The sequence below is a fragment of the Lactococcus garvieae subsp. garvieae genome (assembly GCF_029024465.1).
Classification (GTDB): domain Bacteria; phylum Bacillota; class Bacilli; order Lactobacillales; family Streptococcaceae; genus Lactococcus; species Lactococcus garvieae.
The window spans coordinates 317,519-333,785 of sequence record NZ_CP118950.1; the positions used below are offsets into that span (position 1 = coordinate 317,519).

Here is a 16,267-nt window from a genome sequence, read left to right on the forward strand (position 1 = left end):
ATAGCTTCATCTTTACCAAGCAAGTAGAGGTAGCGACCTGGCTAAAGAAGTAATGGTTTGAGTTTTTTCTTATACATAAAGGCAACCTGAGTTCTGCGCGCAATAAGAAAATTCAACTTAATAACGTTACCTTATCAAGAGTTCTTATGAAGACTTTATGCTGTGGAGAAGGAGATTTCAAAAACGACAAATGGCTAAATTATGCCACCTTTGTTATAATAGGAGAGATTAACCGACAAGAGGAAAAAATATAAATGAATGATTTTACTGTTAGAGCACATACGAATATTGCCTTGATTAAATATTGGGGGAAGGCGGATGTGGCGCTGAATATTCCTACGACAAGTTCTTTATCGATGACTTTGGATCAATTTTATACCACGACATCTGTTGCCTTTGCTGATCAGGATCAACTGATTTTAAATGGTGTAGACACTGATGCCACCCGTGTGCATCAATTTTTAGAAATGCTACGTGCCAAACATGGTTCTTTTCCAGGCGTTTTAGTCACTTCTGAAAATCATGTACCAACTGCTGCAGGACTTGCTTCCTCAGCTTCAAGCTTTGCCGCATTGACAGGTGCAATGTTTGGTCTTCTCGAATTGCCAGCCGATTTGACAGAAATGTCACGGATTGCACGTCGTGGCTCTGGTTCAGCTTCGCGTTCAGTCTTTGGTAACTTTGCTGTTTGGAACAAGGGAGAAGATGACGCTTCCTCCTATGCTGAGAGCTTTTATGATGAGGATATCCACTTGTCTATGATTGTTGCTGAAATATCAAGCGCTCAAAAGAAAATGTCTTCAACACGCGGTATGCAACTTGCTCAGACAGCTCCGACCTACAGCGCTTGGGTGGAAAAATCAGCACGTCAACTTGAAGAAATGAAAAGTGCGATTCGTCAGGCAGATATTGAAAAGATTGGTCTGATCGCAGAAGATAATGCCTTGGGTATGCATGAACAGAACCGTCTCTGTGTTGAACCTTTTGATTACTTTACTGAAGACACTCAACGGATCATTGCCTTTACGCAAGACTGCTATAAAGCAGGACTCTTGGCTTTTGTCACCATTGATGCCGGACCAAATGTAAAAATTATTACGGACCGAGCAACAGAAAAAGTACTTTTAGCAAAATTACGGGAAAATTTCCAAGATATTACTTTTGATATTGCACATGCGGGGGGCGGACTTGAGTACTTATAAAATAGATGTGCCTGCAAAACTCTTTATTGCGGGAGAATATGCGGTCACTCGTCCAGGAGGTTTGGCTCTGGTAACCAGTCTTGAGAGTGATTTCCAAATGGTGATTTCAGAAGCAGAGGGCCAAAGTCTTTTGGAAACGAATGTAGCTATGCCTGCTCATACCTTCTCCGTAAAGGAAATGAAGCCTGAACACAGTGGACCTTGGAATTTTGTCATGACGGCTATCGAATACGTGAGTAAAGAAGTTGAATTGTCCCGGGAATTTCACTTGGAAATCAAGAGCGGACTGGGTTTTGGTGAAAACAAGAAGGGCTATGGCTCCTCGGCTTGTGTCGTTGTCGGTGTGGTGAATGCACTCAATCTTTTTTTTCAGCTCCATCTCCCCTTGAAAAAACGCTTTGAAATTGCAGCTCAAGCACATTATGATGTGCAAGGAAGCGGTTCTCGTGGCGATGTGGCTGCGATTATGTATGGCGGCAGCATTTTCTATGAAAATCATCAGCGTGTCCTACCTTTAACGATTCCTTGGCAGCCTTATGTTGTCCAAACAGCTCAATCTGCTAAGACGGTAGAAAAATTGAAACATCAACTTTCTGATGCATTTTATGCTAAAAGTGATGAACTTGTTATTGAAATAAGCACAGCCATTGATATGCAGGATTTCGCTCTTTTTAAAGAAAAGCTCCTCGAAAATCAACTTTTGCTTATCGAGAACCAAGCAGACGGCTATATGACCGATCAACTGGCTTTAGCTCTGAATATTGTGAATAGCCAACCCGAATTTGCTGGAAAGATTTCAGGCGCGGGCTTTGGCGAAAATATTATTCTTTTTGCGGAGCATGAAGACAAGATATCCGATTTAAGGAGTGCCCTTGAAGCAGAAGGAATGAAGCTTGAGAAAATAAGAATAGGAAAACAAAATGAGTAAAGAAATCCACGGACATCGCAAGGATGAACACTTATCACTTGGCTTAAAGTACTGGCGCGAAGGTCGAAATCGCTCAGAGTTTTCTGCTGCATTACGGATTGTTCCCAATGGCTTACCAGAAATTTCTACACAGGAAGTGGACTTATCGGTTACCCTCTTGGAACACAAGTTTGACTTTCCTTTTTACATAGAAGCGATGACGGGGGGATCCAAAAAAGGTGATAAGGTTAACTTAGAGTTAGCGGAGATCGCAGCTCATCACCATATAGCAATGGCCGTTGGCTCGCAGTCGATTGCTTTGAAGTATCCCGAATTGGCGGAAGGTTTCCGTCACGTGCGTCAACATAATCCAAAGGGGTTCATTTTTGCAAACATGGGGGCAGGGCACTCTTTAGAAAACGCCCAAAAAGCAGTCGAAATGCTCTCTGCTGATGCTTTAGAGATTCATATCAACACGGGACAAGAGTTGGTCATGAAGGACAGTGAAGGAGATCGCTCTTTTTACTGGCTTGAAAATATTAATCGCATCGCTGAAAATTTAGATGTTCCCGTTGTCGTCAAGGAAGTCGGCTTTGGTATGAGCCAAAAAATGTTCAAGCAGCTGAGCCAAACAGCGATCTCTGGCATTAATGTTGGCGGTAAAGGTGGAACAAATTTTGCATGGATTGAGAGTGGACGGGGGCACAGCACCTTAAACTTAAACGATTTTGGCTTCACAGGACCTGAGAGCCTCATTGAAGCTCAATTGGCGCAAAATACTAAACCACTGATTGCTACGGGAGGTATTGCATCAGCTACAGATATCTTGCATGCTCAACTTTTGGGTGCGCCTTTAGCCAGCTCTGCTGGGCATGTTTTATCTGTCCTACACACCCAGGGGCCTGAAGCCTTGGATGAAATGTTTAGCCATTGGAAAGATGATTTAACAAAGCTTTATACTTTGGTTGGAGCACGGGAGTATGAAGATTTAACAGGTGTTGAATTTATCTATGACCGAGATTTGAAGTATTTCCGTGAAGAACGAAAAGATAAGCAGATAATTTTGTAAACGGTTCTTATTTCTTTATAATAATAGTATATTAAAATTTAAGGAGAATATTATGGCTTATACACTTCCAGAATTACCTTACGCATATGACGCTTTGGAACCTTTCTTTGATGAAGAAACAATGCACTTGCACCATGACAAACATCACCAAACATACGTAAATAATCTTAATGCAGCGATTGAAAAACACCCAGAATTCTTTGATAAAACTGTTGAAGAATTAGTGGCTTATTTGGACCGTTTGCCAGAAGACATTCGTGTTGCAGTACGTAACAACGGTGGAGGACACTTGAACCACACAATGTTCTGGGAATGGCTCGCTCCAAATGCAGGTGGTGCACCAACAGGTGATATCGCTGCAGCAATCGATGAAGCTTTTGGTTCATTTGACGACTTCAAAGCTGAATTTAAAGCAGCTGCTACAGGACGTTTCGGTTCAGGTTGGGCTTGGTTAGTTCTTGATTACGGTAAACTTAAAGTTGTTTCCACAGCAAACCAAGATAACCCAATTTCTGATGGCCAAATTCCAGTGCTTGGTCTTGACGTTTGGGAACATGCTTATTATTTGAAATATCATAATGTTCGTCCAGATTATATCGAAGCTTTCTTTAACTTGATTAACTGGGATAAAGTAAACGAACTTTACGCTAAAGCTAAATAATATAAAAAGGGCACCTTCGAGGTGCTTTTTTTGCTTTTCCGCTCTTTTTAAGAAGAATTAGAATTAAAAAGGCGCAGCCTGTTTTATAAATGCACTATTCATGCTATAATAGGAGCTATGAAATTTACAGAATTTAACTTTAAGAATTATATCAATGAAACGCTTGAGGCAATCAAGTTTGTTTCACCGACCCCCGTTCAGGAAAAACTGATTCCTGTCGTTTTATCAGGCCGTGATTTGGTAGGGGAATCAAAAACAGGTTCAGGGAAGACACATACTTTCTTACTCCCTATTTTCCAACAATTGAATACAGATCTTGATGAAGTCCAAGCCGTAATCACGGCACCCTCTCGTGAGCTTGCCACGCAGATTTATCATGCTGCTCAGGAATTTGTCAAATTTAACGATGCTATCCGCGTGGTCAACTATGTGGGCGGAACAGATAAAGCGCGTCAAATTAAAAAACTTGAGTCTTCTCAACCCCATATCGTGATTGGTACACCAGGGCGTATTCAAGATTTGCTTAAATCAGGAGCTTTGATTATTCACACAGCCTCTATTTTTGTAGTGGATGAAGCAGACATGACTTTGGATATGGGCTTCTTGACAGATGTGGACAAAATTGCAGCGAGCTTTGGTAAAAAGGTACAGATGTTGGTCTTCTCTGCAACTATTCCACAAAAGTTACAGCCTTTCCTTAAAAAATATTTGAATAATCCTGTGATGGAAAAAATTGCGAATAAAACCGTAATTTCAGACACGATTGAAAACTGGTTGATCTCAACTAAAGGTGCATCACATAACCAAATTTTATTGCAACTTTCGAAGGTAACCAATCCTTATATGGCAATGATTTTTGCCAATACAAAGGGACGCGTGGATGATATTCATCATTTCTTAGTCAGCAATGGTGTCAAGGCCGCGAAAATTCATGGCGATATCCCACCACGTGAACGTAAACGTATCATGGCAAGCATCAAGAACTTAGATTATCAGTTTGTTGTAGCAACGGATATTGCAGCACGTGGGATTGATATTGAAGGTGTAAGTCATATCATCAACGATGAACTTCCTCGTGATCTTTCCTTCTTTGTCCACCGTGTAGGGCGCTCAGGACGTAACGGTTTGTCCGGAACGGCGATTACACTTTACAGTCCATCTGATGATTCAGCCATTCGTGAAATTGAAAAAATGGGTGTGACTTTCCAACCTAAAGCTGTGAAAAATGGTGAGATCGTTGATTCTTATGATCGTGATCGCCGTGAAAAACGTACAGCAAAGACAGGAGAATTGTCTAACAAAATGCGTGGTCAATTGGCTAAGAGTAAGAAAAAAGTCAAACCAGGCTATAAACGTGCCTTGAAATGGGCGATTGAAGAAGAAAATACGAAAAAACGTCGTGCAGAGCATAATAAAAATGCACGTAAGCAACGTGAAGCCCGCAAACAAAAATTCTAATGAAAAAATTCTTTCGAGTTTTAGGGGTAATCTTTGCTTTGGGAATGGCCTATGGCCTTTTCTGTTTCTTTTTGATACGGAGTGATGCCGGTCATCGAGAAGAGACAGCACAAGATTTTAAGACGATACTCGTCTTAGGCAGTAATATTGAGCCAGATGGTCAGCCTGCCTCTATGACGAAGAATCGTCTTGATACTGCTTTGACACTTGCTAAGAACAATCCTCAAGCTCGAGTCATTGTCACAGGTTATCAAAGTTCCGCTTCTCCTGTATCTGAGGCTGAGGGAATGGCCACATATCTCAAAGCACATGGTTTAAACTCTGACCGAATCATTGAAGAAAAGAAAGCGCGAAATACTGTCGAGAATTTCGCGTTTTCTAAAAAGTATGTGCAAGGGAAGACACTGATTGTGACGAGCGACTTTCACCTTTATCGTAGCCTTTATTTGGCTTCCAAAGGAGGCTATGAAAATGTGCAAGGTTATGCAGCGGTGAGTCATACCTCTGCTTTACAAACTGTAAGCAATTATGCTAGAGAGTGTTTAGCTCTGGGTTACTATTTGATCAAATATACACTATTTTAAGTTATATAAAGGAGTTTTTATGTTTCAACCTGAACAAATAAGCAAGCTTAATGAGCTCGAAACCTTGGTCCTTGATTTTATCATCAAATCTCCAGATAAGGTTCAAAAAGCAACGATTCGGAGCTTGGCTAGCCAGCTTCATGTTTCTACGACAACAATCGTAAGAATGAGTACAAAGTTGGGCTTTAATGGTTGGGCAGAATTAAAATTCTTTCTTAAAAATCAAAGCAAACCTAAAACGGCGGAAGAGCAGCATTATGACAATATGCTAGAATTTGATATGTTTTTACGCCGTATGAATTCTGAAAGTTATCAAAAGCGACTGACCGAAGCTGCTAAGATGATTGCTAAAGCAGATTATACCGTTTTTATGGGGATTGGAAATTCCGGGTCTTTAGCGGATTATGCCTGTAAATATTTTGTGAATGCAGGTTTGCGTGCCTTTGTTATTAATGATCCTTTTCAAGCTATCCAAATCAATGGTACGGGCAATGTTATTGCGTTGATTTTATCGGCCTCAGGAGAAACGATTCAAATTATTAATAAAGAATTGGAATTCAAGCAAGAAGGCGCACAAATTATTTCATTAACAAACAATGAAGACAGTACAGTGGGTCGGCTGGCTGACTTACAACTTTTCTATAATCTCACACCAGAATGGTCTAAACTTTATCCGCTAGGAAATTTAACGACTCAACTTCCTGTTGTTGCAGTTCTTGAAGTTCTGGCTCATAAAACACTCCATTTTTTAGAGGATTAGTACCGGATTTGTTCCAAAATGTGAAACATGTTTTAAAAAACTTGCAATTTTTGCAAGTTTTTTTGTATTTATTTCAAAATTTAAAGAGATAAATCCTTAATTTAAGCCATTTGTTTCTTGTTTCAATACAGGAAAAGCGTTTCATTTTTTTGTTTGAAAGCCTTTTCAGAAAACGCTATAATATTCTTGAGCTCAAAAGAATAAGGAGAAAAAATGGCAGAAAAGGTTATTGCACTGGCATGTGCAGCAGGTATGTCAACATCATTGCTGGTAACGAAGATGCAACAAGCAGCAAAAGAAGCTGGAAAAGATTATGAAATTTTTGCTAAGTCAGTAGCAGAGATTGATAACATGTTAGCAGGTTCTGGTTCGAACAAACCAGATGTCCTCTTATTGGGACCCCAGGTTTCTTATATGAAAGCAGAGGTTACCAAAAAAGCAAATGCTGCAGGCGTTCCTTGTGATGTAATTAAAATGCAAGACTATGGCATGATGAATGGCAAAAATGTGGTTGCGGCTGCAGATGCCCTAATGAAATAAAAATAAAATTTTTGGAGTAAAAATATGAATAAATTTATCAACGAGAAATTGATGCCTCCGATGATGAAATTTTTGAACACAAAAGCCGTTACAGCAATTAAAAACGGTATGTTGTATCCAATACCTTTCATTATTATTGGAGCAATCTTCCTCATCTTAGCAAACTTCCCCCAACAAAATGTTGCGGACTGGATTTCACAAATTGGTTGGGCCCCTATTTTTAACCAAGCCTATGCTGCTTCATTTGGTATTATGGCCCTCTTTGCAGCCTTCGGTATTGCTTATTCTTGGGTGAAGAGTGAAGGCTATGAAGGTGCCTCTGCTGGTTTGACTTCTATTATTGTCATGGTTATGCTTCAACCAAGCACTATTTCAACTGTGACTAAAATTGCTGACGGTTCTGCTGTCGTGGGAGAATACCAAGTCAATGGTGTCATCGATGCAGCTTGGCTTGGCGGGAAAGGAATGATCCTCGCCATGCTTGCTGGTTTATTGGTCGGTTGGTCTTACTCATGGTTCATGAAAAAAGATATCCGTATTAAACTACCTGAACAAGTCCCTGCAAATGTATCAGATTCCTTTGGTGCTCTAGTGCCCGCTTTCGTTATTACTTTTGTAGCAATGCTGATCTACGCTTTATCTGTATTGACAACAGATCAAACACCGATTGAATGGATTTATACTTTAATTCAAACACCGTTGCAACATGCTACAGATGGGCCGCTTGGTGTCTTCTTAATTGCATTCTTACCTGTATTTATCTGGTGGTTTGGGGTACATGGAGCCACAGTTATTGGTGGGATCATGACACCGTTACTCTTGGCTAACAACGCCGATAACCTCAAGTTGTTCCAAGAAGGGAATTTATCACTTGATCACGGTGCCCATATTGTTACGCAAGCCTTCATGGATCAGTTTATTACGGTTACGGGTTCAGGAATGACTTTTGGTTTCGTTATCTTTATGATTTATCGTGCACGTTCGGTGCAAATGAAAACTATTGGTAAGTTAACATTGGCGCCAGCCTTCTTCAATATCAATGAGCCTGTCCTCTTTGGTATGCCGATTGTCTTAAACCCAATCTTAGCTTTCCCATTCTTGATTGCACCACTCGTTTCAGGATTTGGAACTTATGCAGCTATTGCACTGGGCATTATCCCGCCGTTTAACGGGATCTTCGTCCCATGGACAACACCACCTATTCTTTCAGGTTTGATTGTTGGGGGATGGCAAGGTGCAGCATGGCAAGCCTTGATGATTTTTGTGACAGGTGCGATATACTGGCCATTTGCTAAAAAATATGATGCAATTCTTGTACAACAAGAAAAAGAAGCATATGAGGCAGAGCAAGCTGAACAAGCATAACAGTGAGAAGAGATTAAGCGCTGGCTTAATCTCTCTTGTATAAATGTAAGCTCAATAACTCTTGAGGAGCTTATGTTTGTAGAGGAGAACGGAGTGTCTAGAAAAAGGGGGATTTTAAGAATTAAAGGGCGCACAAGTTCAAATCTTGTAAAAGATTTAAAGTTAAATCAATAGAATTAGAGGAAAGAGAGAAGAAAAATGACTTTAAGAAAAGATTTCCTATGGGGCGGTGCTGTTGCTGCTCACCAACTTGAAGGTGGCTGGAATGCAGGAGGCAAAGGGGTTTCTGTGGCCGATGTTATGACTGCTGGAGCAAACGGAGTTGAGCGCCGAATTACAGATGGTGTCTTACCCGGTGAAAATTATCCTAACCATGAAGCCATTGACTTCTACCATCGCTATAAAGAGGATGTCAAACTTTTTGCAGAGTTAGGTGTAAATTGTTTCCGTACATCCATTGCTTGGACCCGTATTTTTCCTAATGGAGATGAACGTGAGCCTAATGAAGAAGGGCTTCAGTTTTACGATGATTTGTTTGATGAATGTTTGAAAAACGGGATTGAGCCCGTCATCACGCTTTCACATTTTGAAATGCCTTATCATTTGGTTACCGAGTATGGTGGCTGGCGTAATCGCCGTTTGATTGACTTTTTTGTAAGATTTGCTGAAGTAGTCATGACCCGCTATAAAGATAAAGTTAAATACTGGATGACATTTAATGAGATAAATAATCAGGCAAATTTTGATATGGATTTTGCACCATTTACGAACTCTGGGTTGAAGTTTGTAGAGGGTGAGAACCGTGAAAAGATTATGTATCAAGCGGCACACTATGAATTAGTTGCTTCTGCTAAAGTTGTGGATCTCGGACATAAAATTAACCCTGATTTCGAAATTGGTTGCATGATTGCGATGTGTCCTATTTATCCTGCAACATGTAAACCTGAAGATATGATGGCAGCACAGGTTGCCATGCAACGTCGTTTATGGTTTACCGATGTACATGCGCGCGGACATTACCCAAGCTATATGCTTAAATATTTTGAACGCAAGGCTTTTGATTTAGATATTACTCCAGAAGATATTGAAGATTTATCCAAAGGAGAAGTAGATTATATCGGCTTTAGTTATTATATGAGTTTTGCTATTAAAGATCAGGCGGAAAAGCTTGATCCAAGTCTTAAGCTCAATTATATGCCAAGTACAGCGGAAAAAATGGAAAATCAAGAAAATCTGGGAGCGCCAACTTTTGATTATATTGAAAACCGAGATTTGGTAAAAAATCAATATGTCAAAGCATCAGAATGGGGGTGGCAAATTGACCCACTAGGTCTGCGTTATAGCATGAACTGGTTCAATGAGCGTTATGAAAAACCACTTTTTATTGTAGAAAATGGTTTTGGTGCTGTGGATAAAGTCGAAGAAGATGGGCGCATTCATGATCCATACCGTGTGGAATATCTGAAAGCACACATTGAAGCAATGAAAGATGCTGTGGAATACGATGGCGTAGATTTGATGGGCTACACACCATGGGGCTTTATTGATCTCGTTTCTGCAGGGACTGGAGAGATGAAAAAACGCTACGGTTTTATCTATGTAGATAAAGACAATGAAGGAAATGGCAGCTTGGAACGCTCGAAGAAGGATTCATTTGAGTGGTACAGTCAAGTTATTGCATCGAACGGAGAGAAATTATAATGGAACATAAAAAACTGAAAGCTTTCCCCGATAACTTTTTATGGGGCTCGGCCTCGGCAGCTTACCAGGTTGAAGGTGCGCATGACGAGGATGGAAAAGGTCCATCGGTTTGGGATAATTTTGTTCGTATACCAGGGAAAACGTTTAAGGAAACAACAGGAGATATTGCTGTTGATCACTACCATCGCTACAAAGAAGATGTAGCGCTTATGGCTGAAATGGGCTTGAAGTCTTATCGTTTTTCAATTGCTTGGACCCGTATTTTTCCTGAAGGACGCGGCGAAATTAATTCACAAGGCTTACAATTCTATATGGATTTGGTTGATGAGTTGATTGCCAATCATATCGAACCGGTAGTGACTCTCTATCATTGGGATTTACCACAAGCTCTTGAAGAAGAATATCAAGGTTGGGAAAGTCGGCAGATTATTGAGGATTTTGTCCATTATGCGCAAACATTATTTACAGCTTTTAAAGGAAAAGTGAAATATTGGGTGTCCTTGAATGAACAAAACATCTTTACACAGCATGGCTGGATCCTGGCCACGCACCCACCTGGTAAGGTAGATATGAAGCTGTTCTATCAAGTCAATCACCATGCAAATTTGGCTAATGCAGCTGTAATCAACGCTTTTCATGAAATGGATATGCCCGGTCAAATTGGTCCTTCCTTTGCTTACACCCCAAACTACGCGATTGATTCTGACCCGCTTAATGTCTTGGCAGCTGAAAACGCAGAGGAAATGTTTGCCCATTTTTGGATGGACGTCTATTGCTACGGCGAATATCCTATTGTAGCTTTGAATTATCTTAAAGAAAATGATCTGATGTTTGAAACCGAAGAAGGCGATTTTGAACTCTTAAAATCAGCTCGACCAGACTTTTTAGGGATTAATTATTATCAAACGGCTGCCAATGCTTGGAATCCACGCGAAGGTGGAGTAACACTTGGTAAAATGAACACGACTGGAGTCAAAGGTTCAGGAGGAGACCAAGGCATTCCGGGTTTGTACAAACGAGTAACTAATCCTGCCGTTGAACGTACAAACTGGGATTGGGAAATTGATCCAATGGGACTGCGTATCGCATTACGTCGAATTGCCAGCCGTTACCGCATGCCTGTGATGATTACGGAAAATGGTCTAGGAGAATACGACAAGCTTGAGGCAGGACAAATTCATGATGATTACCGTATCAAGTATCTGGAAAGTCATGTGAAAGCTATAAAAGAAGCGTTAACGGATGGCGTTCAAGTGATTGGTTATCATACATGGTCTTACACTGACTTACTCAGTTGGTTGAACGGTTATCAGAAACGCTATGGCTTTGTGTATGTTGATCAGGATGAAAGTATGGAAGGAAGCCTGAAACGAATTCCTAAGGATTCTTACTATTGGTATCAAGCACTCATTAAAGAGAATGGGGACAGTATCTAAAGTCTCTCTCTGTCTATATGAAAACACTTGCAAAATATTGATGAAAGCGGTATACTTAAGACTATAAAAAGAAAAAGAAGGAAAAATAATTATGGCTGATAAAATAATCGCTTTAGCTTGCGCAGCAGGCATGTCAACATCACTTTTGGTTTCTAAAATGCAAAAAGCAGCAGCGGATAAAGGATTGGATTACGAAATTTTCGCAAAATCAACAGCAGACATCGATAACATGCTTGCTGCTACCCCTAAACCAGATGTCCTTCTCCTAGGCCCTCAAGTAGGCTTCATGAAGGCAGAGGTACAAAAGAAAGCACAAGCTGCTGATGTACCAATGGATGTAATCAAAATGCAAGACTACGGTATGATGCGCGGTGATAAAGTCCTTGAAGCAGCAGAAGCTTTAATGAAATAAAAGAAGTAAAGACGACGAAATAAAAGGGGAAGTAATGAACGAAGAAAGAATGGAAATTGTGATGGGAATCATCATGCATGGTGGAAATGCTAAAGGCTTAGCCTTTCAAGCAATCCAACAAGCAAAAGATGGAGATTTTGAAGCAGCAGAAAAATCGCTTCAGGAGTCGAACCAAGAGTTGCTCCAAGCCCATGATGTTCAAACAGATATGCTGACAAAAGAAGCACAAGGTATCCATACAGAAATCGATCTCTATATGGTACATGCGCAAGACCATCTGATGAACGCAATTACCTTCAAAGATTTGGCTACAGAAATTATTAGCCAAGAAAAACGTATTCAAGCTTTAGAAAAAGCAGCAAATTAATTGCGATAATACTTTGAGAAAAAAGAAAAGTTCTAAGAGGAAATGCTTAGGGCTTTTCATTTTGCCTTGTGGAGTAAAATCTGAGAAACTGTAAAAGTTCTTGCTTTTATCCTTAAATTTCGATATAATGATTAATGTTGTGGCGGCATAGCCAAGTGGTAAGGCATGGCTCTGCAAAAGCCTGATCGTCGGTTCAAATCCGTCTGCCGCCTTTCACAATAGATTGTATAATATAAAAAAACTGCTGAATTCAGCAGTTTTTTTTTGTTTTTACCTAAAACAATTTAAAATTAGGGCTTACAATTATAAATGTGATCGGCATTAAAGGAAAACTTGATAACCATCTTCAAGCAGAAAATTTCGAATTATAGAGGGTGTGATTTTCCAACCTGAAACAAATCAAAATTCGGTCATATAATTAAATAGGGCTTCAAAATGGCAAGTCTGTATGAGACTGTTGGTTCGATTCCAACATGAAGTTATTCCTAAAAAATGCAGCTGTTTATTATTTTAGGCAAGGTAAAATATGTATTGACGAATATCTATGGCTTACCAAAATTATTAAGATGTCCGCTTTAATATTAAAAAATATTGAACGTACATCGATCAGAAGGAGGGTCAAATGGAAAACATTGTGGACTATTCCAACCGAGTAAACGGAAAAAAGGTTGGAGCAGGTCAATGTGGTGACTTGATGAAAGACTGGTTCATCACAGAAACGGGCAGACAACAACTTGCGAATGATCTGGATGAATGGGGTTATTTTCCGGGAACGGACGCCTATACATCATGGAACGTAGCAACACAAACAAATTGGGCTGCTATTGGATTTGATGTGATTAATACACCATTATTTAGCCAATTGCGTGCCGGAGATATTTTCTTTATTAGCACAAGTAAAGTTCCAGGGAGTGGGCACACAGGTATTGTTGTGTCCACTGCAGGAAATAATGTAACAACACTTGAACAAAATATTTTGAACGCACAGTATGCTCAACTCCTGCCGGGAGAAAATTCATGGAGTTGGTATGGCTTTGATAAGATTGTTCGTCCGAAAGGTGGGGCACCTTCACCTGGAGATGGTGGTAAAGCAACATCTACAGGCACAAATGGTTTAAACCTTATTAAACAATTTGAAGGATGCCGTCTTACAGCTTATGATATTGGTGATGGAAAAATTACTATTGGATGGGGCCATGCGGAAAATAAAGGCAATACTAATTTAGTTGCTGGTGTGACCACATGGACCCAAGCTCAAGCAGATAAACAACTTGTTACAGATTTAAAAGTGTATGAGAATGCAATTAATAGTTACTTTACTCGCACATTTAATCAAAATCAATTTGATGCAATGGCAAGTTTTACTTATAATCTTGGAGCGGGTATTTTCGCACAAGATGGGTGGGAAAAAAATGCTTCAAACAGTTATATTACTGCATCATTCCCAAACTATATTAATAAAGGCTCTGCATTTGAAGAGGGCTTGAAAAAACGCCGACAAGCAGAAGTAAACTTATTTAACACACCAGTATCTGGTGGATCAGAAACAAATAAAGGAGAAGAAGAAATGTTTATCATAGAAACAGAAAAAAATAATTATTTTATTACAGATGGAAAATTCACTTGGATTTCAAACCCAGGGACACTTAATAATTTAAAACAAGGCCTCAAATGTCCTGTTATCAAAATGAAAGATGATGAAATGCGCAGCATGTTTAATAAACTTAAAGGGTAAAAGATAGTGTAAAAGGGCAAAATTTACTGTGTTAAAGCTACCAGAATTGGTGGCTTTTTTAATATCTAAAAAAGGAAGCTATTGAAGCAGATTATAGCCAGAAAGCAGGTGGATTTACTGGACCATAAATTCTAATGGTTACCATTTTAATACTTACTGTAGCTAAAACATTAACCTTAAGGGTTGGTTTTTTTATTTCAAAATAATTAGTTTTATCGTTAACAAAACTAATTAAAAGTTTTATAATCGTTTTTGTTAGTTTGGTTGAAATGAAAACTAAGTAATTAAAGGAGATAAAAATGGAAAAAGAAATAAAAGCCAATAAAATAAAAAGTAAGGATTTTCTAAAACTGATTGCAAAGAGTAAACCGAAATACTCCTACTTTGCTGTTGGGATGTTGTCAGGCATTGTGGGAGCGGTACTCCAGCTCATTGTACCGCAAATGATACAGCCACTTATTTCAGGATTTGCACAAGGAATTGATTATGGTCTTTTAGGTAATGTAGTTCTGGTTTATATCCTTTCGGCCTTACTTGGTGCTATCGGTGCCTCAGTGCTTGGTTTTTTTGGAGAAAATGTAGTAAAAAGATTACGTTTAACAGTGTGGAATAAGATGGTTCACCTTCCTGTGAAGTACTTTGATGAAGTCAAAACAGGAGAGATTGGAAGCCGCTTGGTTAATGATACGACACAAGTGAAAGATCTTTTAGCAAATACTGTACCTCAAACTTTAACAAGCCTTTTGCTACTTGTGGGTTCAATTTTTATGATGTTTCGTATGGATTGGCAAATGACCGTAGCAATGGTGATAGCTGTTCCTATTGCGACGTTGATTATCATGCCCCTGGCCACTTTTGGTCGAAAATTCGGGATTCAGCGGCAAGATGCTCTTGCAGGATTTTCTGGCACAGCAAGTGAAGTGCTTAGTGAAATTCGTTTGGTCAAATCTTCCAATGCGGAAGTACAAGCGACACAGTCCGCGGAAAAAAACATCAACAAACTTTATAAAATCGGGCTTCGTGAAGCAATTTTTGATGGATCCATGCAACCAATCATGATGTTGTTAATGATGTCAACCATCTTCGGGTTGCTGCTCTACGGCATTCATCGTGTGGCCGTGGGAGCAATGACGATGGCTACTTTGATGAGCTTCTTAATGTATCTTATGAACATGATTGGATCTGTTCCTACTCTAGCGCTTTTCTTTACCGCAAGTTCTAAAGCTTCAGGAGCCACAGCACGTCTGAATGAAGTTTTAGAAGAAGAACAAGAGCAGTTAAGTCTAGGAGAAAATCTAGATATTGAAGGCCAAGTTTTACGTGCGGAAAATATTAGTTTCTCCTATGATGACTCTGAAGAAATATTGAAAAATATTACTTTTGAAGCCAAACCAAATACTATTGTTGCCTTTGCAGGTCCTTCTGGAGGTGGGAAATCAACCATTTTCTCTATTTTGGAACGCTTCTATAAACCAACAGGAGGAAAGTTAACAATGGGACATCATGATATTGAAAGCTTAGCCCTCAAAGATTGGCGGAGCCAAATTGGATTTGTTTCACAAGATTCAGCGATTATGGCAGGAACAATCCGCGACAATTTGACCTATGGTTTGGACGGTACATACAGTGATGCACAACTATGGGAAGTGCTAGACTTGGCTTTTGCACGAGGTTTCGTCGAAAATATGCCCGATAAATTAGACACACAAGTAGGGGAACGCGGCGTGAAGATATCAGGTGGACAACGTCAGCGTTTGGCTATTGCGCGCGCCTTCTTGCGTAATCCAAAAATTCTCATGCTCGATGAAGCCACAGCTAGTCTAGATTCAGAATCTGAAGCAATGGTTCAAAAAGCTTTGGATAGTCTGATGAAAGGCAGAACAACCTTAGTCATCGCCCATCGCTTATCCACAATTGTAGATGCAGATAACATTTACTTTATTGAAAAGGGAGCAATTACAGGAGCAGGTAAACACAGCGCTCTTGTAAAATCACACCCACTTTATGCACAGTATGTTCAAGAACAACTTACTGTTGCATCATAAATAAAAAAAGCTGCATACAAGCAGC

15 protein-coding genes and 1 tRNA gene are annotated in these 16,267 nt (G+C 39.7%); all 16 read left to right on the forward strand.

Features of this window, described 5'->3' with window-relative positions; genetic code table 11:
• Positions 1–254: 254 nt before the first annotated feature.
• Positions 255–1,202, forward strand: a complete 948-nt coding sequence (mvaD, locus tag PYW30_RS01655) for a diphosphomevalonate decarboxylase (protein ID WP_042217476.1) — start codon at positions 255–257, stop codon at positions 1,200–1,202.
• Positions 1,189–2,130, forward strand: coding sequence for a mevalonate kinase family protein (locus tag PYW30_RS01660; protein WP_042217473.1), 942 nt, complete (start codon positions 1,189–1,191; stop codon positions 2,128–2,130). Before mvaD ends, PYW30_RS01660 begins: the two co-directional genes overlap by 14 nt.
• Positions 2,123–3,178 carry a type 2 isopentenyl-diphosphate Delta-isomerase gene (fni, locus tag PYW30_RS01665; protein ID WP_042217471.1) on the forward strand — a complete coding sequence of 352 codons (1,056 nt, stop codon included), beginning with the start codon at positions 2,123–2,125 and terminating at the stop codon, positions 3,176–3,178. Before PYW30_RS01660 ends, fni begins: the two co-directional genes overlap by 8 nt.
• A 52-nt stretch (positions 3,179–3,230) precedes the next feature.
• A complete protein-coding gene (locus PYW30_RS01670; protein WP_014024256.1) occupies positions 3,231–3,839 on the forward strand; it encodes a superoxide dismutase in 609 nt (202 codons plus the stop codon).
• Between the two features lie 117 nt (positions 3,840–3,956).
• Entirely contained in the window at positions 3,957–5,297 is a 1,341-nt protein-coding gene (locus PYW30_RS01675; protein WP_003133916.1) for a DEAD/DEAH box helicase, read from the forward strand.
• Complete coding sequence (locus PYW30_RS01680; protein ID WP_042217467.1) at positions 5,297–5,881, forward strand: YdcF family protein; 585 nt, start codon at positions 5,297–5,299, stop codon at positions 5,879–5,881. The genes PYW30_RS01675 and PYW30_RS01680 overlap by 1 nt, the downstream gene beginning before the upstream one ends.
• A 19-nt stretch (positions 5,882–5,900) precedes the next feature.
• Entirely contained in the window at positions 5,901–6,641 is a 741-nt protein-coding gene (locus PYW30_RS01685) for a MurR/RpiR family transcriptional regulator (RefSeq protein ID WP_014024258.1), read from the forward strand.
• A 213-nt stretch (positions 6,642–6,854) separates the two neighbouring features.
• Positions 6,855–7,181 (forward strand): PTS sugar transporter subunit IIB, encoded by a 327-nt coding sequence (locus tag PYW30_RS01690; RefSeq protein ID WP_003133922.1) that lies wholly within the window; start codon positions 6,855–6,857, stop codon positions 7,179–7,181.
• A 24-nt stretch (positions 7,182–7,205) separates the two neighbouring features.
• A complete protein-coding gene (locus tag PYW30_RS01695) occupies positions 7,206–8,546 on the forward strand; it encodes a PTS sugar transporter subunit IIC (RefSeq protein WP_014024259.1) in 1,341 nt (446 codons plus the stop codon).
• A gap of 198 nt (positions 8,547–8,744) precedes the next feature.
• Complete coding sequence (locus tag PYW30_RS01700) at positions 8,745–10,247, forward strand: 6-phospho-beta-glucosidase (RefSeq protein WP_003133925.1); 1,503 nt, start codon at positions 8,745–8,747, stop codon at positions 10,245–10,247.
• Positions 10,247–11,683, forward strand: a complete 1,437-nt coding sequence (locus tag PYW30_RS01705) for a glycoside hydrolase family 1 protein (RefSeq protein WP_042217464.1) — start codon at positions 10,247–10,249, stop codon at positions 11,681–11,683. Before PYW30_RS01700 ends, PYW30_RS01705 begins: the two co-directional genes overlap by 1 nt.
• A 91-nt stretch (positions 11,684–11,774) precedes the next feature.
• On the forward strand, positions 11,775–12,095 hold the full coding sequence (locus tag PYW30_RS01710) for a PTS sugar transporter subunit IIB (protein ID WP_003133928.1): 321 nt from the start codon (positions 11,775–11,777) through the stop codon (positions 12,093–12,095).
• A 34-nt stretch (positions 12,096–12,129) separates the two neighbouring features.
• Entirely contained in the window at positions 12,130–12,462 is a 333-nt protein-coding gene (locus tag PYW30_RS01715) for a PTS lactose/cellobiose transporter subunit IIA (protein WP_014024262.1), read from the forward strand.
• 141 nt (positions 12,463–12,603) lie between these two features.
• Positions 12,604–12,674, forward strand: a tRNA-Cys gene (locus tag PYW30_RS01720).
• A gap of 410 nt (positions 12,675–13,084) precedes the next feature.
• Positions 13,085–14,197 carry a glycoside hydrolase family protein gene (locus PYW30_RS01725; protein ID WP_042217461.1) on the forward strand — a complete coding sequence of 371 codons (1,113 nt, stop codon included), beginning with the start codon at positions 13,085–13,087 and terminating at the stop codon, positions 14,195–14,197.
• Positions 14,198–14,496: 299 nt separating this feature from the next.
• On the forward strand, positions 14,497–16,242 hold the full coding sequence (locus PYW30_RS01730) for an ABC transporter ATP-binding protein (RefSeq protein ID WP_042217459.1): 1,746 nt from the start codon (positions 14,497–14,499) through the stop codon (positions 16,240–16,242).
• Positions 16,243–16,267 lie beyond the last annotated feature (25 nt).